Raw genomic sequence first — 26,164 nt, 5'->3', positions numbered from 1 at the left:
GCATCATGAATACACCAGCATTTTTTCCAGATAACGAGAAGGTCGGCGGTCCCCAGGCGGACTTTCAGGACATCGCGATCATCGGCGTCTCCGGTCGTTATCCCATGGCTGAAAACCTTGATGAGTTCTGGCGCAACCTGGCCTCAGGTCGCGACTGTGTATCCAGGCTGCCCGAAGATCGCTGGCAACAGGGACACCCGCAACGAGAGCGCTCTGGCGATACCTGGGGCGGTTTCCTGAAGGATGTCGATTGCTTCGATTCGCTGTTCTTCAACATCACACCGCGGGATGCCGCCAAGCTCGATCCGCAGGAACGGCTTTTCCTGCAATGTGCCTATGCTGCCATCGAGGACGCCGGCTACACCCGAAGGACCTTGGGCAAGTCGGTGGCCGAGCGGCATTCCAGGCAAAGCCGGGTGGGGGTCTTCGCGGGAGCCATGTATCAGGAGTATCAACTCTACGGAGTTGAGGCTTCATTGGTCAGCGATGGCACGGCGGCGAATGGTGTGGCCGCATCCATTGCGAACCGGGTCAGTTTTTTCTGCGGTTTCAATGGCCCGAGCCTGACGCTCGATACCATGTGTTCGTCCTCGATTACCGCCATCCACCTGGCTTGCCAGAGCCTGCAATTGCAAGAGTGCAACGTGGCGTTGGCCGGTGGTATCAATCTCTCTTTGCACCCCAACAAGTACCGCTTGCTCAAGGACAACAAGTTCCTTTCGCAAAAGGGGCGCTGTCGCAGTTTCGCCAGGGGAGGGGATGGCTATATTCCCAGCGAAGGTGTCGGCGTCGTGGTGCTCAAGCCCCTGGCCAAGGCTGTGCTCGATGGTGACCGAATCCATGGGGTCATCAAGGCCAGTGTGATAAATCACGGCGGGCACTCCACGGGTTACTACGTGCCCAACGCCGAGCAGCAATCGGCGTTGATCAGGGAGGCCATCGACAAGGCAGGTATCGATCCCCGGCACATCCAGTATGTCGAAGCGCATGGCACTGGCACGCCGGTAGGCGATCCGATCGAGTTACAAGGACTGAGCACCGCCTTTGGCGCCTATACCCAGGATAAACAGTTCTGTGCAATCGGATCGGTCAAGTCGAACATTGGCCATTCCGAAAGCGCCGCCGGTGTTGCGGCGCTGAGCAAAATCCTGCTGCAGATGAAACATGGGCAGTTGGCACCCTCGCTGTATGCCGATGAAATCAATCCCGATCTCAACTTCACCGACTCTCCCTTCTATGTGCAGCGGAATCTGGAGGCATGGCCGTGTGCGGTCGACGAGCAGGGCCGTCGGCGTCCGCGCATGGCCAGCCTGTCCTCATACGGCGCCGGAGGCTCGAATGCCCACCTGATCATTGCGGAGTATCTGCCGTCGCAGGCGGTCGCTCAGCAAGGCCCGCAGGTGCCTCCAGTCCTGGTGTTGTCCGCACCCAACCAGGTGGCCTTGCAGCTCCAGGCCAGGCAGTTGTTGCAGTTCTTCCAGGCGGGCGGGGCCGCTACCTCCCAGGAGCTGCTTGAGTGTGCCTACACCTTGCAAGTGGGCAGGGAGGCCTTTGATTGGCGCCTCGGATTCGTGGCCCAGGATGTGGATGCGGCGATTGCGTCACTGGAGCAGTTCCTCGATGGGGCCCATGAGCAGGTTGCCCATATTCTGCACGGCAGGATAAACGAATCGACAGCCCGTCCGGCGGTGCCCGGGGACACCCATGGCGGCGCTGACCCACAGCAATGCCTGCGCGCCTGGATCGATGGCGCGGATATCGACTGGGCGAACCTGTACGGCAAGGTTCGTCCGGCTCGCGTCAGCCTGCCGACGTATCCGTTTTCCCGGAACAAGCTCTGGTTGAAAACCGATACCCGGCTTTCACCTTACACATCGCCAGTGGTAGATGGACCTCATGCCCATCCCCTGCTCGGACAACATCAGTCTGGAACACTGATGTTTTCTTCAGTGTTCAGCGGTCAGGAGCCTTTCCTGGCCGATCATCAAGTCAACGGCAGCCCGATACTGCCGGCCGTTGCCTATCTGGAGATGGCCAGAGCGGCACATGAGGCATTGACGCCCGAGAAGGCGCCACTGAGCCTGCATAAACTGCTCTGGTCCAGGCCGGCACAAGTGGCAGGCGCAGTACTCGACACACGTATTACCCTGAGCGCCCAAGACAGCGCCCATCAGTCATTCATCATTGAAAGCACGGACGCCTCGGGTGACTACCTGACATGCGCCAGGGGCACGATCGGCAGGCTGCAGCAATCCGCGCCGCCAGCGCTCGATGTACCGGCATTCATTGGCCAACACTGTCATCGGCGGTATGAGGGGGCTGAGTGCTATCGCCACTTCGCGAGTATCGGTCTGGACTACGGGCGCAGCCACCAGACCATTGAATACCTGCACCGTGGGGCGCACCACGTAGTTGCCAGACTGAGCCTGGCGCCATTCGACACAAGCTACCAGCTCCATCCTTCAATGGCGGATGGAGCGTTCCAGGCGATCATCGGGTTTTATCTGGGGGCCGATCGTAGCGACTGGCTACCGGTGCCTTTTGCCCTGGAACGGGCGGATCTGCATCGTGCCTGTTCATCCGAGATGTGGTGCATCGTCTCGCATGCGGCGCAAGGAGACGGCAAGGTCTTCGATATCCAGCTGCTCGATGTCGACGGGCGGCTTTGCGCTCTGTTCAGCGCATTGACGATCAAGGATTTCTCTGCGGCGAAACGTGTCCTGGTCGAGGTCGCCCCGGTCGCTGTCACGCCGGGTAGGAATGTGTCCTTGGCGGTCGAGTGGCAACCTTGTGAATGGCTTGCCACGCCAGCACCCGCGCCTCTCAAGGTATTGCAGATCGGCACGCAGGATGGAATCGAAGCCGAGCTGTCCAGGTTGTTGCCGCAGCGCGTTTATGCCGACCATCAGGAGCTGGCCAGTCGCGAGTCGTGTGATCGCCTGCTGGCCCGCGCAGGGGCGTTCGATGAAATCCTGTGGATTGCTCCAACGCCCGGAGCCGACCTGATACAAGAACAGGAAACAGGCATGATGAACCTGTTCCGACTGGTCAAGGCGCTGCTTTCGCAAGACTGCCATACCCGTCAGTTGTCATTGACGCTGGTCACATCCCAGGCTCAATCGGTGCACGAGGCCGAGCCGGTCTTTGCCGCCCACGCCTCCGTCCACGGCTTGGTAGGGGTGCTTGCCAAGGAAATGCGTAAATGGCGTTTCCGGATGATTGACCTGGACGGGACTCGCCCCTGGCCAGTGGAGCAACTGCTGACGCTGCCCTTCGACTCGAAGGGGGAAACCTGGGCCTTGCGTGCAGGCCGTTGGTACCGGCAATGCCTGATGGCGTGCCATGAGCCGCTGGCGAAAGAGGCCTGGGCGTTCCGTCGGCACGGAGTGTATGTGATCCTCGGTGGCGCCGGTGGCATCGGCAAGGCCCTGAGCCGTTATCTGATCGAACACTACAGCGCCAACGTGATCTGGCTTGGCAGGCGCAGCCTGGAGCAAGGCATCACTGCGGAACTGGACAGTTTCCGCGACCTGTCTCATGTGCCGATCTATTTTCAGGCCGATGCAACCGACCCGGCGGCGCTTGCCGAGGCCCATCGGCAGATCAAGCAACGCTTTGCGCACATTCATGGCGTGATCAATTCGGCCATCGTGCTCCACGATCAAAGTGTCCTGAGCATGGAGGAGCGAACGTTCGCCCTGGTGCTAGGCACCAAGGTCGCAAGCAGTGTGAACATGGCGCAGGTGTTCGGCCATGAACCGCTCGACTTCATGTTGTTCTTCTCCTCTCTGGCGGCCTTCCTCAAGACCGCGGGGCAGAGCAATTACACGTCAGGGTCGGTATTCCAGGATGCCTTCGCCCATCACTTGCGCAACGTTTGCCGGTTCCCGGTCAAGATCATGAACTGGGGCTACTGGGGCGAGTTCGGCGCGGGTGCTTCCGAGCACTATCGTCAGCGGATGGCGAACATCGGCGTTGCTTGCATTGATACCGCCGAGGGCATCGCGGCCGTCGAGTTCCTGCTGCGCAGTTCGCTTTCGCAACTGGGCTTCATCCGCATGCTCGATTTCAACGCGCTCAATATCTTGCCGGGCATGCTGCTGGATCGTGCGCTGGAAATCGGCGATCGGTACGCCACGGTGAGCGATGTGGCCGGGGTACTGGCCCGCGCGGACCTGCAGATGCAGGCACTGCTGCCGCAGCCCCCGGGCGCGACCATGGCCGTTGCACCTCAGGTCGCCGCCCTGGCTGCGTCGTTGCCCGCCGAAGCGAATGGGGGGCTGGCGCCGTTGCCAGCGAGAGACTCGGCAAAGCCGGTGCGCGATCTGCGCGGCAGGGCATTGGCTCATATGAAGACTCTGGTCAGTGAGGCCCTGCAGGTGCCTGTTGACGAGTTGGATCTCGGTACGCCGCTGGTGCGTTATGGCGTCGACTCGATCTCGGCGGTGTATATCACCAACGCCTTGGGTGAGGTGTTCGGCAAGGTCGATGGCACCTTGTTGTTCGACCTGCAGACGATTGAAGAGCTGGCCGACCATTTTCTTTCGGTTCAGCCTCAGGTCTACGCAGGGCTTTTCAGCAGCGTGACGGCCGAGGATCCTCCCTCCGCCAGCAGCCAGCCCGCGGTGTCGTCTGGCGCGGATTTGCGCAGCAATACGGTGCTGCGCATGAGAGCCCTGGTCAGCAATGCCCTGGAGGTTCCGCTCGATCAACTCGATGACAGCACGCCATTGGTGCGCTATGGGGTTGACTCGATCTCGGCGGTGTACATCACCAATGCCCTGGGCGAGTTGTTCGGCAAGGTCGACAGCAGCCTGCTGTTCGATGTCCAGACCATCGACGAAGTGGCGGACTACTTCCTGGCTCACGAGCCCGATACCTGCGCCAGGCTGTTCGGGGCTGAGACGGACGTTAGCGACACCAACCGCGTTCAAGGCCCATTGCTCGATACACCGCGGCAGGGGGCCGCGACTTCAGTACAGGTCCCGTCTGCGGCGCCGCGGTTGCCGATGCTGACAATCAACCGTGACGACGATATCGCGATTGTCGGCATGGCCGGTCGTTATCCCCAGGCGCTCGATCTCCCCGCGTTCTGGCACAACCTGCTCAAGGGGGTGCACTGCATCGAAGAAATTCCCGCGCAGCGCTGGGATTGGCGCACCGGCTTTTCGAACGACCCCGAATTGATCGGCGGCTGCTATACGCGCTGGGGCGGTTTCATCGAGGGACATGACGAATTCGATCCAGTCTTTTTCCATATTTCTCCGGCCGAGGCCGAGTTGATGGACCCGCAGGAAAGGCTGATTCTGCAGCACGCCTACAGTTGCATCGAGGATGCCGGCTACACCCCCCAAGGGCTTTCGAACGGAGGGGATGTCGGGGTGTTTGTCGGCGTCATGAACAGCGACTATCCGCTGGTCTCGCGCTATTGGTCGATCGCCAACCGCGTGTCCTACGTCTTTGACTTTCGAGGTCCCAGCATTGCGCTGGATACGGCCTGTTCTTCATCCCTGAGTGCGCTGCACCTGGCTGCCGAAAGCATCCGTTGCGGCAGCTGCGCCAGCGCCCTGGTGGGCGGGGTCAACCTGATTACCGACCCGGTGCATCTCTCCAGCCTGTCCTACATGCAGATGCTCTCCCACGGCGATGCCTGCCGTGCCTTCGGCGATCGGGCGGACGGTTTCGTCGCCAGTGAAGGCGTGGGCGTGGTGATGCTCAAATCCCTGGGGCAGGCCAGGCGAGAAGGCGATCATATCTACGGGGTGATCAAGGGCAGCATGATCGGCGCCGGGGGACGCACGTCGGGCTACACCGTACCGAGTCCACGATCCCAGTCCCAGCTCATGGTCAAAGCGCTCGAGCGTGGGGGAGTCGCGGCCCAGGATGTCAGCTACATCGAGGCCCATGGCACCGGGACCGCCCTGGGCGACCCGATTGAAATCAAGGGGCTGGTAGGTGCCTACACGGGGCTGACGGCATCCGGCCAGACCTGCGCGCTGGGCTCGGTGAAGTCCAATATCGGCCACGCGGAAAGCGCCGCCGGCATGGCGGGCCTGAGCAAAATATTGCTGCAGATGAAACACGGCATGCTGGCGCCGACCCTGCATGCCCACCCGTGCAACCCGCGTATCGATTTCAGCCAGACGCCGTTGCGCCTCGTGGAGACGGCTCAAGCCTGGGAGCGTCGGACCAGGCAACAGGACAGCCAGACCTGGCTGGTGCCGCGGATTGCCGGCCTGTCCTCCTTCGGGGCAGGAGGGGCCAATGCCCATCTGTTGATCGCCGAGGATGATCAGGCTCCAGTCCACATGCCTGGCGCTGTCGTGAGTGCGATTGTGTTGTCGGCGCAAAGCCGTGAACAACTGCGGCAACGCGTCGACGATCTGTCGCGGCACCTGCACGACGAAAGGCTCGACGACACTCACCTGAGTCGTCTGGCATTCACATTACAGACAGGCCGCGAGACCCTGGAGTGGCGCCTGGGGTTCGTCGTTCGGGACATGGCCCATTTGAGCCAATGCCTGGACCAGATACTGGACACCGACTGGTCGCAACTGGCCTGGCTGGCCATCGGCGATGCTCCGCCCCGCAGCAAGCCCACGTTGCCGCCGGTGCATAGCGCAGCGCCATGGACCAGCCAGGCGCTGCAACAGCAGATCGACAACTGGGTGCAGGGCGACCCGGTGGATTGGGCGCAGTGCCATGTCCGGCAACCGCAACGCCTGAGTTTGCCCGGTTATCCGTTCCGTCGTGACCGCTATTGGCTTGCACCGAGCCATGACCTGCGCCGCCTGACTCCGACGGCAGAGGGGAACTCGTCTTCACCGCTCAGGGAAAGCGCGCAGGTGGAGGCGCGTGCCAAGCAACCGGTGCTGACTTACCGGGAAGTCTGGCAGCCACAGGAACGGCAGAACCGTCATTCGCCGGCGCAGGTGCGGCGAGTCCTGTGTCTGGTCGATCGTGCGGAGCGCGGCCAGGCGCTGAACCTGGTCATCGAACAGGCGCACCCGGGTTGCGCGGTGATGTTCCTGGTCTGCGACGGCGAAGCCACTGGCCTGAACAATGGGGTGGCGCTCGCCCGTGACGACCTGGAGGGCTTCACCGCGGCCTTTCAACTGGTGCGCCAACGCTGGTCCGATGTGGATATCTGCTACCACGCACTGGGCGCCTGCGATCTCTATTACTGCGAGCGTTATGAAGGATTGCTGTACAGCATCCAGGCAATGATGGCGGCACAGTTACCGGTCCATCGACTGTTCCTGCTGGCTCGTTATCCACTGCCGAGGTTGCAGGCCCAGGTCGAGAGCTGGATGGGGTTTGTGCGTTCGCTGCCGATGGTCATGCCGCAGACGCGGGTCAGCCTGCTGGCCTGCCAGGACACCCCCGGCACAGGTGCATTGTCGATGGCGGACTGGTTCGCCCTTCATGTGTTGCCAGAGGCGCTGGCCGCTGAAGGGGACAGCGTGTTCTATCGGGATGGCATTCGCCATGTGGCTGTTACCGAGGCCTTGGCGCTGGTCGACAGCCCCCGGATCGAACAGGCGGGGAAGACCTGGTTCATCACCGGCGGGATGGGGGCTCTGGCGCAGCTTCTATGGCGTCGTCTGCATGCCCAGGGAGCGAACCTGGTCCTTACCGGGCGTTCAGCGCTGACACCGGCCCTCGTCAGGGACATCGAGGCGCTGGATCGAGGTGTCGGGCGTCTGCTTTATGTGCAGGCCGATGTCAGCGATGAAATCAGCCTGCGTCGCGCCGTACAGCAAGCCAAGGCGCGTTTTGGGCAGATTCATGGGGTCATCCATGCGGCGGGGGCTGCACCGACCACCACGCTGGAGGCGATCGACCTGGCTGACTTCCAGCGCGTGCTCGCGGCCAAGGTCGAGGGAACCCGCGTCCTGTCCCGGGTGTTCGAACCTGAAGGGCTGACCTGGCATGTGCAGTTTTCGTCGTCGTCCGCGATTCTGGGGGACTTCGGTTCCTGCAGCTATGCCGTGGCGAACCGTTACCAGAGCGCATTTGCCCTGGCAAAGAACCTCGACAGTCAGACGCGCCACATCGTCATCAACTGGCCGTTGTGGCGCGATGGGGCAATGGGGCTCAACAGCCGCCGCGAAGAACGTTTTTACCTGGACGGCAGTGGCCAGGACTATCTGGAGACCCCCGACGGCCTGGCGCTTTTCGAGCAGATTCTCGCCTCGGCCGTGCCTCAGGCGATCGTTCTGGTAGGTGGCAACAACCCATTGCAGCGTCGCCTGTCGGGCCATGCGCCGGCAGCGGAGCCTGCACCGGGCGTTTCCATACCGGTTCAACCGTCGTCGGCCCCGGTCGACGCGCGGCAGGTGCGCCAATGGGTGTTCGAGGCTATCGAAGAGCAGATAAAGCTGCCGGCGGAACGTGTCCGGACGAGCCTGAACTGGACAGAGCTGGGTTTCGACTCGATCAAGCTGGCTCAGCTGGGCAAGCAACTGTCGCAACGACTGGGCTGCGCACTGACCCCCGCGACCTTTTTTGCTAATCCGAGCGTCGATGATCTGCTGGCTTTCCTGACGCGCGACCTGGCGCCGCAGAGTCCCCCAGTTGTCCCGACAGACAAGCCGCACATGGCGCCGCAATCGGCGTCGCCGAACACGCCCGAAACCTATGAGCCGATTGCGATCATCGGCGTCAGCGGTCGTTTCCCCGGTGCGGATTCGGTGGAGCAGTTGTGGCGGAACTGGGTCGAGGGCACATCGGCGATTCAAGCCGCCTCGGCGTGTCGCGGTTTGCGGGCCGAGAGCGCCGGTTTTGCCACGCAGTCCCGGCTCTACGCAGGCTTTATCGATGGCGTGGAGGCGTTCGACCCGCTGTTCTTCGAACTCTCGCCCCATGAAGCGGCAGTGATCGATCCCCAGCAACGTCTGTTCCTGCAAGCCGCCTGGCATGCGTTCGAGGACGCCGGTTACCTCGGCGCTTCGATCCGTGGCAGCCAGTGTGGTGTGTTTGTCGGTGCCGAAGAGAGTTTCTACGGCGAGCAACTGGCAGATGCAGGCCGCATCAACGCTAACCGCAATGCCACCTTGTCGGCGCGAATTGCCTACGCTCTGGACCTCAATGGCCCTAACTACAGCCTGACCGCTTCATGCTCCTCCGGTCTGATGGCGATACATCAGGCGTGCCGCGCCTTGCATAACCGTGAGTGCACCATCGCCCTGGCTGGTGGCGTCAGCCTGATGATTTCATCCAGGGAGCTGGGGGCATTGGCCGATGTCATGCCGTTGGCACAGGAGCCTGCGTGCCGGGTGTTTGATCAGGACGCCAGCGGCCTGGTTCCGGCCGAAGCGGTGGCTGCCGTGGTGCTCAAGCCGTTGAGCCAGGCGCTGGCCGATGGCGATCAGGTTTACGGCGTGATTCGCAGCAGTGCGGTGAACTACGACGGGCGTACCAACGGCATTCTGGCGCCGAGTCCGGCCCGACAGGCCGAACTCTTCGCTCAGGCCCTTGCCACTGGAGGGCTTGAGCCAGGGCAGATCCAGCTGGTCCTGGCCCATAGCATCGGCATGCACCTGGGCGATCCGGTCGAAGTACAGGCGTTGCAGCAGGTATTTGCTCAGGACAACCGGCAGCCCTGTTCACTGAGCTCGATAAAACCAGGGTTGGGCCATAGCTTCGCCGCCTCGGGGGTCGTGGACCTGCTGGCCATGTTGATGGCGCTGCGGTATGCCTGTAAGCCCGCGTTGCAAGGCTTGCGGCAGGTCAACGAATACATTGGCTTCGACCGCTCCGGCATTGCTCCGGTACTCAGCCGGCAATCCTGGCAGGTGGCACCAGGAGAGCGTCGCCGCGGCCTGGTCAGCACCACCGGGATCAATGGTTCGAATGCTTGTGTCCTGATCGAGGAAGCCCCACAGCCTTGCGAGACGGCACCCGCGCCAGCCTATACAGCGTACCTGGTGCTGCTGTCTGCACCGGATGCACCGCGCCTGGCGCAACTCGCCGAGTGTTTGTTGCAGCAGATCACGGATAACCCTGAGCTGCGGCTCGAGGACGTTGCGTTCACCTTGATGCAGGGCCGTGAGCCACTGGAGTGCCGTGCCGCCTGGGTGGTGCATTCGCTTGACGAATTGCGCACGGTATTGGCCGGTTTCGACGACGTATCGCTGGGGTATCGCGGCCATAACCCGGTGCTGGAGTCCCTGGCGCCCGCGGCCTGGCCCGATTCGCCGAGCAGTGACGCCCTGCATGCCTTGGCCGCGGCTTGGGTGGAGGGAACACCGATGCCGGTTCGCCCTGCAGTTGCAGGCAGGCGCATCTCGTTGCCCCTGACCGCTTTCCTGCGCACCCCGTGCTGGTCGGCCAACACCTTGCCCGGTCCGGTCGCACAGTCTGTGCGAGCGGAACCTTCCCGCCAGGCTAACGAGGATATCCATGCCTTCATCCTGGCATTCCTCGAACAGCACCTGGGGCTGAGCCCTGCGCAACTGGTGGTGGACAAGCCGCTGCGCCAGTACGGCATGGACTCGGTTCTGGCCATCAAGCTCGCCCACGCCCTGGAGCAGCGTTTCCAGGTGCGACTTTCCGCGCGAGCCTTTCATGAGAACCCATCGCTGGCGGCGCTGAATGCGCATATCCAGCAGCACCCCGACTTCGCCCATGGGGCCGGGAGCGAGGTTGCGCCGTTTCAGGATGCACAAGTCATCGCGATGCTCGATCAGATTATCCAAAACGAGAAATCCCTGGACGACGTTAAGGAACTGTTGAAATGAATGCAGTCGCCACTAAAGAACAGCTTCTGGCCGCGTACAAAGCGGGAGAAATTTCGACCGCACAATTGAAGAGCCTGCTATTTGCCGCCGAACCCACGCCCCTGTCCGCCGGGCAAAAAGGGTTGTGGGCGTTGCACAAGACGCTGCCGGACATCACGGCCTATCAGATTCCCTTGTGTTTCCGTTGCGACCGAGCACTGGACCTCGAGGCGCTGCAACAGGCTTACCGGCGTGTCCTGACCAGCTATCCATTGCTGACCAGCGTCCTGCATGAAGTGCAGGGCCAGCCGAGCCTGCGACCGCAGGCGGTTTCACGGTTCGGCCTGGTGCTGGAGGACGTTCGCGGGATGCCCACGCAACAGGTGCTGGACAGGTTGCACGGGTTGAGCAAACAGCCCCTGCCGCTGGAAGGGACTGCGTTGATCGATGGTCATGTCTTCCAGGCGGACGAGCAATGGTGGGGGTTGTTCCGGGTTCATCACATTGTCTTCGACGGCACTTCTGCCTTGCTGTTTCTGAATCACTTGTTCGATGCCTACCAGAGTCTTGTCAGCGGCCTGCCGCCGCACGTCGAGCAACCGTCCGCGCACTTCGCTGAGTTTGTCGCCTGGCAAAACGAAATGCTCGCGGGGCCTGCCGCACAGCCGTTGCTCGACTATTGGCAAGGCGCGCTGGAACAAGTACCGCCGCCCCTGGAGCTGACGACGGACTTCGCCCGCAGCAGCACGGTGTCGTTCGAAGGCAGCAGTCTTCGCCAGTCGGTGCCTGAGGCACTGAATGCACGTCTGGAGCGCTTTTGCTCCGAACATGGATTGACCAGGGCGGTATTTTTCCTGGGGGTCTTCAATGGGTTGCTCAGCCGGTACACCCAGCAACAGGACATCGTTGTCGGCATGCCGACGCTGGGGCGCCCCAAAGAGTGTTTTGGGCAAAGCATCGGCTACTTCATGAACATGGTGCCGATTCGCAGCCGCGATATCGAAAGCGGTAGCGCGCGTGACTATTTGCGACGCCTGCAAGAGACGATGATCGATGCCGTCGACCATAGCGATTATCCTTTCCCGACGCTGCTCAAGGCACTCAAGGTGCCCCGCAACCATCGACAGCGCCCGCTGTTCAACATCGCGTTCGCCCATCAGAACTTCGCCAGCAGTCATTGGCTGCAGCACCTTGAGCATCAATACACCACGCCGCTGGGTATCACGATGGTCGAGCAGCTGCGCCAGGAAGGCGAATACGAGCTGGAGCTCGAGATCATCGAAAGCGCCGACGGTGCGCTGATCAACTTCAAATACGCCACCGCTCTGTTTGAACCGGCACGCATCGAACGGATGCTCGCGCACTACCTGCAATTGGTGGAAGGGGTCCTGGCCGACCCGCAGCGTTCGCTGGCGGACCACGACATTGTGGCGGCGCAGGAGCGGGCACTGCTGCAACGCTGTAACGACACAGACCTGAAGGTGCCGGCGGTCGCGAGCCTGCTGGAGTGGGTGCAGCAACAGGCCGAGCGTGACCCGGAAAAAACAGCCTTTCGGTATCAGGAGCACAAGCTCGGTTACCGCGCGCTGATGCAAGGCGCGAAGGCGCTGGGCAACTTCTTGAGCGCACGGGGGATCGGGCCGGGGGCGAAGGTTGCGATTTGTGTCGAGCGCTCGCTGGATCTGCCGTTGGCCATCCTGGGTGTCCTGCACAGCGGCGCGGCCTATGTCCCCCTGGACCCGACTTATCCCGGCGAACGCCAGCGCTACATGCTGGAAGACAGCGGTGCCAGTCTGCTGTTGAGCCAGTCGACGATCACCCGCGACTGGCCCGTGCCTTGTGACGTCCTGTGCATGGACGAGCAGCGCGCCCGCATCGCAGAGTATGCCGACAGCCAGGTACCGCAACTCAAGGTCCGCAGTGACAGCGATCTGGCGTACCTGATCTACACCTCGGGCTCCACCGGCAAGCCCAAGGGTGTGATGGTGCCCCACAGCGCGTTGAACAACTTCCTCCACGGCATGGCCGAGATGCTGCAGGTCGATGAGCGCGACCGTTTACTGGCCGTGACCACCTTCAGTTTCGATATCGCGGGGCTGGAGCTGTTTCTCGGGCTTGTTCGCGGTGCCGAATGTGTCCTCTGCGATGCCGCCGTGGCCAGTGATGCCGAGCGCCTCAAGGCGTTGATCGAGCACAGCGATCCAAGCCTGATGCAGGCGACACCGACGACCTGGCAATTGCTGTTCCAGGTCGGCTGGCAGCCTTCCTCGCGGTTGAAAGTGCTGTGCGGCGGAGAGGCGATGCCGGTGGCGTTGTTCCAACGCTTTCAGGCGTCGTCGGCGCAGGTCTGGAATCTCTATGGGCCGACCGAAACCACGATCTGGTCCAGCGCCAAGCGTCTCGATCACGCCAAGGGCGTGACCATCGGCGGCCCGATCGCAAACACCCAGCTGCATGTTTTCAATCAGTATCGACGCCTGCAGCCGATAGGCGTGCCGGGTGAACTGGCGATTGCCGGGGCCGGGCTGGCAACGGGTTACCATCGACTGGCTGAACAAACGGCGGACAAGTTCGTCGCCGACCCGTTTCGCCCGGGGCAGCGAATGTTCCTTACCGGCGACAGTGCGTTGCGCCTGGAGGACGGCGAGATCCGGTGTCTGGGACGCCAGGACCTGCAAGTCAAAGTGCGGGGGCATCGGATCGATGTCGAGGAAATCGAGACCTGCATCGTCGCGCAGTGCCCGGTGCGGTCGGCGGTCGTCGTACTGCATCAGGCGAGTGAGCACGCCTCGATGCTGGTGGCCTACCTGCAGGCCGACAGTGCTGCTATCGACCAGCAGCAACTGATCGCAACGGTCAAGGCCGAGCTGGGCAAACACCTTCCCGGGTACATGATGCCTCAGCGCTTTGTCTGCGAGCAGGCGATGCCCATGACTGCCAACGGCAAGGTCGACCGCAAGGCGCTGATGGCGCGGATGTTGCCAAAGGCGGCGGACAAGGTTGTCGCGACAGCGCCGCCAGTCAGCCAGCCGCAGACGGTAGAGCAGGTCCGGCAGGCCTGGCAGCAGGTACTGGGTTATCCCGTGGAGGATGACGAGACCGGCTTTTTCGATTTCGGCGGTGATTCGGTCAGCGCGGTGCAGGTCGCACAGCTGCTGAGTGAGCGGTTGCAGCGCAAGGTGGCGGTGACGCTGCTGTTTCAATACCCAACGGTGAGCCTTCTGGGGGCGGCGCTGAATCAACTGGCGCCGGTCCTGAGCGACGATGGTGCGCCGAGCACGGCGGACGCAAGCCTGACCCAGGCGCCCGAACGCTTGCCGGACGCGCTGGAGGGGGCCGCGGCGGTCATCGGCATGTCCTGCCAGTTTGCACAAAGCGTGGACCTGGAGGCGTTCTGGGACAATCTCTGCCAGGGCCGCGCCTGCGTCACCCGTTGGAGCGATGCCCAGCTGCGTGAGCTGAACGTCCCGGAGTCCATGATCCGGAACCCGCAATTCGTTCCGGTCAAGGCGATCCTGGACGATAAGCATGCGTTCGACGCGACCTTCTTCGGACTCTCGCCCAGGGACGCGGGCTTCATGAGTCCGGCGTTCAAGCACCTGCTGATGCATGCCTGGCGGGCGTTCGAAGATGCCGGTTATATCCCTGAGCAGACCCCGAGCACGGCGGTATATATCTCGGCCGGGCAGAGCATGAGCGGCCAGCAGGGCGCGGCGGACGCGGCGTACTTTATCGAAGACGCCGATGAGTATGTCCGCTGGCTGATGGGGCAGGGCGGCAGCATTCCGACCATGATCTCCTACAAGCTCGGCCTGTCGGGCCCCAGCGTATTCCTGCAGACCAACTGTTCGTCGTCGTTGGTGGCATTGCAGGCCGGGCTGGACAGTATCCGCAGCGGCGCCGCGGATTACGCCCTGGTGGGCGCGGCAACGGTATTTCCGGTGTCGATGGCCGGTTATCTCCATCAGCCCGGGCTGAACTTTTCCAGCAGCGGCCAGTGCCGCGCATTCGATGCCGAAGCCGATGGCATGGTGAGCGGTGAAGGCGTCGCCATGCTCTTGCTCAAGCGCGCCAGCCTGGCGCTGGCCGATGGCGATCCGGCCTACGCCTTGCTCAAGGAAGTACAGGTCAATAACGACGGGGCCCTCAAGGCCGGTTTTTTTGCCCCCAGCGTCGCGGGACAGGCGGCGGTCATCGGCCGCGTGCTGGACAAGGCGGGTGTCGAGCCGCAAGAGGTCGGTTACATCGAGACCCACGGCACGGGCACCGCGCTGGGCGACCCCGTGGAATTCGCCGCGCTCAGCGACGCCTACGCCAGCAGCGCCGGAGCGCTACGGTTTTGCGGCCTGGGCTCGGTGAAAAGCAACATCGGGCACACGGACACGGCTGCGGGGCTCGCCGGCTCGATCAAGGCCATCCTCAGCCTGGTCCACCAGAAGATCCCTCCGACACTGCATATCGACTCGCCAAACCGGCAGATCGACCTTGAGCACTCGCCGTTCTTTCTGGTGGACCGCTTGCGGCCGTGGCCGGCGCAGCCGGGGCGACCACGGCACGCGGCCGTCAGCTCCTTCGGGGTGGGCGGTACCAACGCCCATGCATTGTTCCGCAGCGCCGACGACTTGCCCGCGCGTCCGGCGTCCGTGGGCTCGGGCCCTTATCTGGTGTTGCTGTCGGCCAAGACCGAGGACAAGTGCCGGGTGGCCGCGCAGCAGTTGCTGGCCTTTGTGCAAAACAGCGCTCCCTCACTCGATCTCGGCGATCTCGCCTACACCCTGCAAGTCGGCCGCAAAGCCTGGCCGCAGCGTATTGCCATGGTTGTGAGCGACCGTAACGAGCTCTGCCGCACCCTGGCGAACTGTATCGAGGGGCGTGCCGACGATGCGTTGCATCGAGGGCGGGCGAGTCGCCAACTGGCCGCCCGCGAAGGGCTCGCCTCCGCCGCGAGCGACGTACACAGCCTGGCCCGGCACTGGGTCCAGGGTGGCCACCTCGAGGGCTACCAAGCGCCAACCGGCGACAGACCGCCACGGCGCATTCACCTCCCGACTTATCCCTTCATCACTGACCGCGAAAGGCACAGTATGCCGACCACTTTGCAGAACACTGTCGAGCCTGTTCCACAGCCCGTTCCCGCGCCGCCGGCCGGAACGGCCAGCCATGCCCTGCAGGGTGCCGTCTGCTGGGTACGCGAGCCTTCACCCGCTGGCGAGTCGCAGCAGGGCGGCAGGACGGCGATCGTTTGCGACGCACTCGACTTGACCGGCGCACTGGGCGAGATGCTGCACATCGACCCTCGGGTTTTCAGCGACCAGGCCGCCCTGGCGACACTGTTCGAACAGCACGCGCACCTTGAACACCTGATCTGGCTACTGCCCGAGGACCGTATCGGTACATTGGCGGGCATGCAGGCCGAGCAGCACCGAGGGGTGTTATGGGGCGCCACCTTGCTGCAGGCACTGGGGGGAAGCTACCACGGCAAAGCGCTCAAGTTTACGGTGGTGACCCGGCGCAGCGTGGCGATTTTCGACCAGGACCCTCTGGTGGCCACCCACAGTGGGGCCCATGGACTGGTCGGGACGGTGGTCAAGGAACACCCGCACTGGCAGGCGCGGATTGTCGATGTCGAGGACCTTGGCGTGGTGTGGACGACAGCCTTCGCCGCATTGCCCTTCGAGCGTAGTGGCAGGCCCTGGGCGTACCGCGCGGGCGACTGGTTCCGGCCTTCGTTGCACCTGCTGGACGACAGCCTGGGCAGCCCCGATCGGCTTGCCGGGTCGACGTACCGCCAGGGTGGGGTGTATGTGATCGTGGGCGGCGCCGGCGCCATCGGGCAGGACTGGAGCGCTTACCTGCTGCGCAACTATCAGGCGCAACTGGTGTGGATCGGTCGCAGCGCGGCGGACGCACAAGTGCAGGCCAGCATCGAGCGGCTGGCGGCCCTGGGCCCCGCGCCGCTGTATGTTCAGGCCGATGCGACGGACCTGGAGCAATTGCAGCGGGCCTGTGACGCCATTCGCCAGCGCTTTCCCCGGATTCACGGTGTCGTGCACTCGGCGATGGTGCGTGAGAACCAGGTCTTGCAGCAGCAGACGGCGCAAGACTTCGAACGTCAGGTCAATACCAAGGTTGCCATTGCGCTGAACCTGGCACAGCTGTTCAGCGAGGAACCTCTCGATTTCCTGTTGTTTTTCTCATCGATCAACGCCTTCTACCTGGCCCCCAACAGTTGTGCATACGCCGCCGGAGGCAGCTTCATCGGCGCGTTGGCCGACCAGCTCAATCAGCGCAGGGATCGTTGCGCGAAAGTCGTCTACTGGCCGCATTGGGAGACCGCGCAACTGCGCGAGGACTCCCAGGGTGTCCGGCAGCACCTGGCACGGTTGGGGTTCGGTGTGTTGCCTGTCGAGCAAGGCATGGCCCAGCTCGAAACTTTCCTGGCGCAGCCGTTCACGCACATGGCCAGTTTGCGGCTGACCAGCGAAACCAAGCTGCAACAGCTGAACTTCAGCGGTTTCGGCGTGTACGCCAAGCAGCAGGCCTGCGCTGCCGACATGGTGCCTGCGACGACGCTCGAGCTGGACCAGGCGCAACGCTTGATTGAAATCACCTATGGCCGGCTGGATGAAATCGCACCGCTGCTACGGGCGTTGATGTGGCGACAGATCGACCTGTTCCTTGGCGAAGCGGGTCTGACTTCGGGCAACCGTCGCGGCCGCTATTCATTGAAGCACCTGCAATCGGCGCTCAGCGACGGTCACTATCTGCTGCGTTGGCTCAACGCCAGCCTGCGCATTCTCGAAGACCGCGAGGAAATCACCCTTTCAGGCGACCAAATCATACTGTCCAGCGCCCTGGAAGATCGGGTCGACAGCAGCTGGGAGCGCTGGCAGACGGTCAAGGCCGAGCTGGAAAAAGATCCGTTCCTGGCATCGGTCAGCCGTTTTATCGACGTGGCGCTGCAAGCCACTCCCGATGTGCTGGGCTCGCGCAAGAAAGCCACCGACGTGTTTTTTTCCAACAGTTCGATGGCACTGGTGGAGTCCATCTACAAGGAAAACCCCGTCGTCCACTACTACGGCTCGGTGGTCGGCAAGCTGGTCGCGGCTCAGATCGAGGCGATTGTGGCTCGACAACCGGACGCCAGGATTCGCCTGCTGGAAGTGGGCGCCGGCACCGGCAGTTGTACCGAGCATGTGTTGGCCGCTCTCAAGCCGTTTGCCGAAAATATCAGCGAATACTGCTTCACCGATCTGTCGCAGTTGTTCCTGCAGCGAGCCGAGCGTCGCTACCGCTCCGAGCATCCGTACCTGGCCACGCGGATTTTCAACGCCGAGAAAGAGCCGCAAGCCCAGGGGATGACGCCTGAACACTACGATGTGGTGATCGCCGCCAACGTGATTCACGCGACTCAGGACATTCGCACCTCGGTGCGCCATATCCAGTCGTTGATGAAGACTCATGGTCAGTTCCTGCTGTTGGAGCTGACTGAAAACTCACTGTTCTCCCACCTGACGTTCGGCTTGCTTGAGGGCTGGTGGCGCTTCACCGATCCCGAACTGCGGATGCCTTATGGCCCGGCATTGTCGGCCGCGAGCTGGCGCAGCGTCTTGCTGGATCAAGCCTTCGATCGCGTCAGCTTTCCATGTGCAGCCCTCAAGCGCAGCGACCTGCAGGTAGTCGTCGGCCGCAGCAGCGGGTTCGGTCTCGGTCCGCAGGCCCCGCGCCGCTGGACATCGGTGCAGGCGCCCGAAGCTACGGCCCCGACACAGCCCCATGCCCCGGCAGCCAGCCCAGGCGCGGCGCTGGCACGTACCGTTGCCTGCCAGGCCGCTCCGGCGCAGGTGGCCGTATCGTCGGCGTTCGCTCAGGTGCGCAGCACCCTGGCGCAGGTCTTCAGCCAGGCCCTGGGGGTTCCCACCAGTGATATCGATGGCGACGAGTCTCTGGGCGATTACGGTCTGGACTCCATCATCGGGGTCAAGCTGGTACAGCAGATCAATGCCCAGTTGAACGTGGAGCTGGTGGCGGGGGTTCTGTTCGAGTTCAACACCCTGAACCTGCTGGCCAGCCACGTAGCCGGCTTGTTGCCTGAGTCGAGGGTCACGCCTGCGCCCGCCGTCGAGCCGGTTTGCGCCGCTGTCGCGCCGCCGGTTCTCCAGCAGCGGGCCCAAGTGCTGACGCCGAGCCACAAGCCTCGCCCTCATGATGTCGCCATCGTCGGCATGAGCGCGCAATTTCCCGGGGCAAATTCGCTGTCGGCGTTCTGGAACAACATCGAGGAGGGAATCGACTGCACTCAGGAGATCCCGGAGGAGCGTTGGGACTGGCGGCAGTTCTTTGGTAAAAGCGACGGCGCGAACCCCCGCACCGAGTCACGCTGGGGCGGCTTTATCGACAATGTCTACCACTTCGATCCGCTGTTCTTTGAATTGTCGCCCTATGAAGCGGCATTGATGGACCCGCAGCAGCGCCTGCTGCTCAAGCACGCCTGGCTGGCGATCGAGGATGCCGGTGTCGCGCTCAAGCGGTTTGCCGCGAAGAAAACCGGTGTGTTCATGGCGGTCGGGGCATCCGAGTATGCGTACACCGTGCAATTGCCGGTGGGCAATCCACTGGTGGCGTCGTCGATTTCATCGGCGATGGTCGCCAACCGGATTTCCCACCTGTTCAACCTGCGCGGGCCGAGCGAGCACTACGACACCGGCTGTTCGTCCTCGCTGGTGGCTCTGCACCGGGCACTGGTGGCGATGGCCAACGGTGAGTGCGAGCAGGCCCTGGTCGGCGGTGTACAGCTGGTGTTGTCGCCCCTGGGCGCGATCAACCTGGGGGCCGTGGGCTTTCTCAGCAGCGATGGCCAGTCCCGTTCATTCCAGGCCGGCGCGGACGGTTTTGTCCGTTCCGAAGGCGTGGGGGTACTGGTACTCAAATCCCTGGAACAGGCGATCGCCGACCGGGACGATATCTACGCGGTGCTCAAGGGCAGTGGGGTGGCCCACGGTGGCAAAGGGGTTTCGCTGACGTCCCCGAATGCCCAGGGCATGAAGGAGGCAATCGTCCAGGCGCTGGACCGTGCTGGCGTGGAGCCCGGCTCCCTGTCCTATGTCGAGACCCACGGCATCGCCTCGGAAATCGGCGACAGCATTGAGATTCAAGCGCTGAAGTCGACCCTCGACGATGGGGCGGCGCCGGGAGATTGCGTCTTGAGCAGTCTCAAGCCGGTGATTGGCCACGCCGAAATCGCTTCGGGGATCGGTGCGCTGATAAAAACCGCATTGGCCTTGCGCAACCGTCTACGCCCGGGGGTTCCCGGTTTCTCGCAGGCCAGCGAGCACCTGTCGCTGGCCCATAGTCGCTTGAGCATTGCCGCGCAGCCGCGCGACTGGCCGGCGCCGGCGAGCGGCCACCCACGCCGTGCCGGGGTCAACAGCTTCGGTTTTGGTGGGGTCAATGCATTTGCCGTGCTTGAAGAATATGTCCATGAACCAAGCGCGTGGCCAAGCCAGGCAGGCGAGCGGCAGTTGCTGGTCCTCAGTGCCAAGCAGGACCCGGCGTTGCGTCGCAGTGCGGCAGCGCTGCTGGACTTTCTGGAAAACAACGCAGCCCTGGACCTGGCGCAACTGGCCGCCGCCCTCTGGCGCAAGACCGCGTTGCCGGTGCGATTGGCGATGGTCGTGAGCGATCTCCAGGAAGCCGTCACCCACTTGCGTGCTTTTGTTGCCAGCGAGCCGGGACAAGCGGGGCCTCTGCCGGGTTGTCATTATGGTGATGAGAGCAACCGTTCGCCGGCCCTGCACGAGTTGCTTGAAAGCCCCTCGGGCGCGGCATTGTTGCAGGGGGTGCGTGAGCAGCGCGATTACCCTCGGCTGGCGAGCCTGTGGTGCTGCGGCGTGGCCCTGGACATTGATCCGGCCCTGAGCGAGCAGCCTGGGCTGCGACTACCGGCCTACGTCTTTGATGAACGCATCTGCAAACTGCCCGCCCACACGGACGGCTTCAGCATGCCGAACCTGTCGGCCCCAGGCCGTGCCGCCACGCCGAGAGAGGCCGAGCGGGTGAGGCATGACGGCGACGCGCCGCAGGACGCCGAAGCTCAGCTGCGGCTGATGCTTGCCAGCTTGTTGCAACTGGAACCCGATGAGCTGGATTTTCAGCGGCCTGTTGCGCAGTACGGTGTCGACTCGCTGACCGCGGTGATGTTGCAGAACCGGATTTTCGAGCACTACGGGATCCGGCCCGGGCTGCCGCAGTTGTTGAACTGTCGCAATTTCGCCGAACTGGCCCGCAGCCTGCCCCAGGTCCTGGCGACGGTCGCTGTTCAACCTCGCGAAGCGGCGCTGGCCGAGCATCCGCCGAGTGTCGGTCAGCAAGGTCTGTGGACCGAGCAACGGTATTTCGCGCAACAGGCCGGTTACAACATCCCCTATGCGTTCCGGCTTGATGGCCGGGTGGACGCCCGACGGTTGTTCGCCGCCGCCGAAGAAACCGTCGCCCGCCACAGTTTGCTTGGCGCGAATTTCGAGTTGCGAGGCGAGAGCCTATGGGTTCGCAACAACGCCCACCCACGTCCGCAATGCACGGTTCATGAGTACCAGGGCGCCGACGATGAGGCACTGCAAGCGTCCATGCGGGCGATTGCCAGAAAGCCGTTCAAGCTGGAGAGCGATGCGTTGCTGCGCGTCGACCTGTTTGTCCAGGCACCCGACCAGGACAGTACGGTTCTGATGTTGACGTTCCATCACTCGGTGTTCGACGGCAGCTCGTTGCCGATCTTCCTGGGCACCTTCCTGGCGCTTTACGAACAAGGTCCAGAGGCCGACGTACCGGCACCGCGCAGCAATTATTCCGCCTTTGTCGAGTGGCAGCAGCGCTGGCTGCTCAGTGAGGAGGGCGTGCGCGCCGGTCGCTTCTGGCATTCGCGGCTGAGTACCCCGCATATGCCGCTGGCGTTGCGTGGCCAGCAGCCAGGCGAAGGGCGCGACAGGCAACCCGAAATGCTCAAGGTGGCGTTACCGGCCCGTACCCTTGAAGGGTTGGCACGGATGGCCGAACAGCACAACGTGAGTAGCTACAGCTTGATGCTGGCGGCCTTTGGCCTGTTGTTGCGACGTCTGGGGGCGACCAGGCAACTGCGTGTAGCGACTCCTTTTTTCGGCCGTCCGCATACGCAGTTCGAAGACCTCGTGGGCTACTTCGTCAATTTGTTGGTGATGCCCCTGGATGTTCCCGAGGAGTCCGCGCTGGGGGACTGGTTGCCGACCTTGCAGCAGGAGCTGCTCGAGGCACTGGAGCATGGCCATTATCCGTACCCGCGCCTGCACCAGGAACTGGCGCGTCCGGGACAGCCGCTTTACGACGCGGTGTTCATGTACCAGAACTGGGTGCGCTCGACCCAACGTCGACTGGCCTCCAGTGGACGACATCTGCAGCCCATGCTGCAGATCCAGCAGCAAGTCGATTTCCCGCTGGCGTTCGAGGTTTTCGAAGGCGAGGAGGGGAGTACGCTGTTCTGTCATTTCGACGCGGCGATTTATCCGCCGGCGATGATGCAGGAACTGCAACTGCAGTACCTGGACCTGTTGGCCACGCTGCCAGCGTTGGCCGCGGCGCAGGGTATTCCCCAAGCCGTGGCGCCAGCGGCACAACCCAGCCTGGCGGCGCTGTTCGAACGGCAAGCGGCGCTCACGCCTCAACAGGTGGCATTGATCTGCAACGACCAGCAGCTTGACTACCAGCGACTCAATCAGCACGCCAATCAACTGGCCCGTCAGATCCGGCAAGCGCTGCCAGCCCATGGCGAACAGGAGGTCGTGATCGGTCTGCTGCTGGAGCCGGGGCCTGCGTTTGTCGCCGCTGCGCTGGCCGTCTGGAAACTCGGCCTGGCCTACCTGGCGCTGGACCCGGCACTGCCTGCCAGCCGTTTGGCCTACATGGTCGCCGACAGTGGCTGCCTGCTGGTGGTCAGTCATGGGGCCGCCCGACAGCGTTTGCAGGGAACCCTGGAATGGGCCGTGCCAGAGTTGGACCTTGATGCCCTACAGGCGCAGATCGACGCTCAAGATGTCAGCGATGGCGTGAGCAGCCGGTTTCAGGATTTCTGCTACGTGATCTATACCTCCGGTTCCAGTGGCCGTCCCAAAGGCGTCAAGGGCAGTCAGCGTGGCACGCTCAACCGTCTGCAATGGGGCTGGAACACCTTTCCCTATGGAGAACAGGAGCGCTGCTGCCAGAAGACCTCACTGAATTTTGTCGACCATGTGGCAGAGCTTTTTGCTCCGTTGCTGCAGGGCGTACCGAGCGTGGTTCTTCCCGACCACTGGTTGCGCGAACGTGGCGCGGCGGCTTTTCTCCAGGCTCTCGAGGGGCATCGGATCACGCGGATGGTGGTGATCCCGTCGTTGCTGCGGGCGATGCTGCAAGAGCCTTCGGCCGCTACGGCGCTCGGCAGCTTGCGTTATTGCTTCAGTAGCGGCGAACCCTTGTCGGCGGATCTGGCAAAAACCTTCTTCGCTCTTTGCCCGCAGTCCGAACTGATCAATATCTACGGCTCCAGCGAAATGAGCGCGGACGCGACCTTCAAGCGCGTCACGCCGGGGGCTGAAGAGCAGATCAACATCGGCCGTGAGCTGGACAACGTGAGCGTGGTCATCGTCGACGAGCAGGATCGTCGCTGCGCCATGGGCGTCACAGGGCAATTGCTGGTCGCCGGAGATGCCCTGGCCCTGGGTTACATCGGCCAGGATGACGAACACGAACGGCGTTTTGCGCTGCTGGATCTCGATGCCACGGGGCCCCGGCGGTACTTTCGCAGTGGCGACCTGGGGTATCGGCTGGCGAATGGTGAGATGGTGCTTTCGGGGCGCCATGACCAGCAGGTCAAGGTCAAGGGACAGCGAATCGAGCTCGGCGAGATTGAAGCCGCGCTGCGAGAGCATGCCGGTGTCCTGGAAGCCTTGGTCAAGCAGGCCGGTGAAGACTCGGGACTGGAAGCGTTTCTGACGCTGAGCGAAGCGCTCGATGGTCGCACCCTGCGCGAGCACCTTGGCCGGACCTTGCCGCGGTACATGATCCCCAATCGCTTCTATCAGCTGGCGCAACTGCCGAGACTGGCCAGTGGCAAAGTCGACCGGTTGAGCCTCTCGGCGGCGGGGGCTCGCTTGCTGCCCCACGACGCGCAACACGAGCCTGGCGGCCCGGACTCGGCAATCGGCAGCGATAACGCGACGCGCCTGCTGCAGGCCATTGCGCAAGTCCTGCAGGTGGCGGCCAGCGAGCTCAGCCTTGACCAGGACTTCTACCAACTGGGCTTTGATTCATTCCGTTTCGTACGCCTGGCCGACGCCTTGAACGCTGCGTTTGGCGTCAACAGCTCACCAGCGGACTTCTATCGCCATGGCACGCCGCGCAAGTGGCTGGCCAGCCTGGCGTTGCCCTCCGGTGATGAGGCTCGTGAGCCTGTACCGACCTCGGCGGCCCTCGATGAACCTATCGCGGTGGTGGGGATGGCCGGGGTGTTCCCCGGCGCCGATGACCTGGACCGTTTCTGGCAGCAGTTGTATGAGGGGAACGACCTGGTCAGCGAAACTCCCGCTGCCCGCTGGCGTTGGCAGGACTATGCCGACCAGCCGGGGGGCGCCGCCTTGCGCTGGGGCGGGTTTATCAACGATGTCGACAAGTTTTCCCCCGGCTTCTTCGGCCTGTCGCCGCTGGAGGCCGAATTCATGGACCCGCAGCACCGCTTGTTCCTCGAGTCGGCCTGGCATGCCCTGGAAGATGCCGGTTATGCGCCGCGTACATTGCCCGAGCGTGAGGTGGGCGTGTTTGTCGGGGTCAGTTCAATGGATTACGCCGGCAAGCTGATGATCAACGGCGAGGTCGATCCGCTGGCGAATTTCGGTAATGGCCACAGCATGCTGGCCAACCGAGTGTCCTACCTGCTCGACCTGACGGGGCCGAGCGTGGCGATCGACACCGCCTGCTCCAGTTCGTTGGTGGCGATTCACGAGGGGGTCAAGGCCATTCGCAATGGCGATTGCCGCTGGGCCCTGGTGGGTGGGGTCAATATTTTGCTCGAGCCGCGCATCACGCTGGCCATGGGCAAGGCCAAGATGCTCAGCCCCGAGGGGCGCTGCAAGACCTTTGCCGCCGATGCCGATGGTTATGTGCGAGGCGAGGGGGCCGGGGTGCTGGTCCTCAAGACGCTCAAGCAGGCCTTGGCCGATAACGATCAGATCCATGGCGTCATTCGCGGTAGCGCGGTCAATCACGGTGGCCGTGCCAATTCGATGACCGCCCCCAATCCCCAGGCACAGGCCGATCTGGTGCACCAGTTGTACCAGCGTGTGGGGATCAGCCCGGATCAGGTGAGTTACATCGAGACCCACGGCACGGGGACACCGATTGGCGACCCGATTGAAATCAACGCGCTGAAGGAAGCCTGGCAGCGCGGCGGGTATCAGCCCGCATCCGGGGCGCGCTGCGCCCTGGGGGCCTTGAAAAGCAATATCGGCCACCTCGAGGCCGCCGCCGGGATCGCCGGTGCAATCAAGTTGTTGCTGTGCCTCAAGCACAAAACGCTGGTGAAGAACCTGCATTGTGCGCGCACCAATCCCTACATCGACTTGCAGGACAGTCCGTTCTATCTGCTCGAGGACAGCGGTCCCTGGCTGACCGACTCCACGCGTCCACGCATGGCCGGGCTCAGTTCGTTCGGTATCGGTGGAACCAACGCTCACCTGCTTTTCGAAGAATTCTCAAAGGAATCTGCTGATGAATGACCGTGATGACCAACTGATCGTGCTTTCGGCGTTACAAGCGCAGACCCTGCCAGTACTGGCGCAACAGTTGCTCGAGCATGTGCTCGGCCGGCCGGATCTGGCGCTGCCCGATATTGCCTATACGCTCCAGGTCGGCCGTGAAGCCTTGCCTCACCGCCTGGTGTTGCTGGCGGCGTCCATGGCGCAGTTGATTGCCCGGCTCCAGGACTATGTGCAGTCGCCCGAAGCGCTTGAACCACCGTTCTGGAGCGGGGTTGCCGAGCGTGCCCGGGTCGAGCAATGGAGCGTCGAGCAATCCCGCGAGGCCAGCCATGAGTCCCTCGCCAGGGCCTGGGTCGACGGAGTCACGCTACCCTGGGCCGGGCTCTGGGCCGGGCAAGCGGTACGCCGGACCAGCCTGCCGGGTTACCCCTTCGAACGTGAACGGCATTGGGCGCAGCCGGAACAGGTCGCCCAGGCCGAGCCTCAAGGTGGAGTCACGCATCAAGCGCATTTGAGCGGCAACGAGTTTTTCCTGCTTGACCATCGACTCAATGGCCGGGCGATTTTGCCAGGCATGATGTACATCGAACTGTTGAGCCGTGCGCTGCGCGCCGCGGGGCAACCGGCCGCGCCCTTTCAGTTGCGCGACCTGCTCTGGTTGCAACCGATGTGGGGGGATGCCGC

3 protein-coding genes are annotated in these 26,164 nt (G+C 63.0%); all 3 read left to right on the top strand.

The genetic code is table 11. From position 1 onward, the window contains the following. Nucleotides 1-5: 5 nt before the first annotated feature. The gene (locus J4D52_RS14915; protein ID WP_102677061.1) at nucleotides 6-10,742 is read left to right on the top strand and encodes an SDR family NAD(P)-dependent oxidoreductase; all 10,737 of its coding nucleotides are present in this window, start codon (nucleotides 6-8) and stop codon (nucleotides 10,740-10,742) included. Next, nucleotides 10,739-25,498 carry a non-ribosomal peptide synthetase gene (locus tag J4D52_RS14910; RefSeq protein ID WP_102677062.1) on the top strand — a complete coding sequence of 4,920 codons (14,760 nt, stop codon included), beginning with the start codon at nucleotides 10,739-10,741 and terminating at the stop codon, nucleotides 25,496-25,498. Before J4D52_RS14915 ends, J4D52_RS14910 begins: the two co-directional genes overlap by 4 nt. Further along, the coding region (locus tag J4D52_RS14905) for a polyketide synthase dehydratase domain-containing protein (protein ID WP_207272136.1) at nucleotides 25,491-26,164 on the top strand (674 nt) is incomplete at its 3' end. The genes J4D52_RS14910 and J4D52_RS14905, both read left to right, overlap by 8 nt.

Source organism: Pseudomonas sp. GW460-12-10-14-TSB1, assembly GCF_017349775.1.
Taxonomy (GTDB): domain Bacteria; phylum Pseudomonadota; class Gammaproteobacteria; order Pseudomonadales; family Pseudomonadaceae; genus Aquipseudomonas; species Aquipseudomonas piscium.
Note: the sequence above shows the minus strand (reverse complement) of the source record. Positions and strands in the feature narration are given on the sequence as shown.

Excerpts from the sequence above, each read along its gene's own strand:
- J4D52_RS14915 (WP_102677061.1), top strand. The coding sequence starts at position 6 with ATGAATACACCAGCATTTTTTCCAGATAACGAGAAGGTCGGCGGTCCC.
- J4D52_RS14910 (WP_102677062.1), top strand. The coding sequence starts at position 10,739 with ATGAATGCAGTCGCCACTAAAGAACAGCTTCTGGCCGCGTACAAAGCG.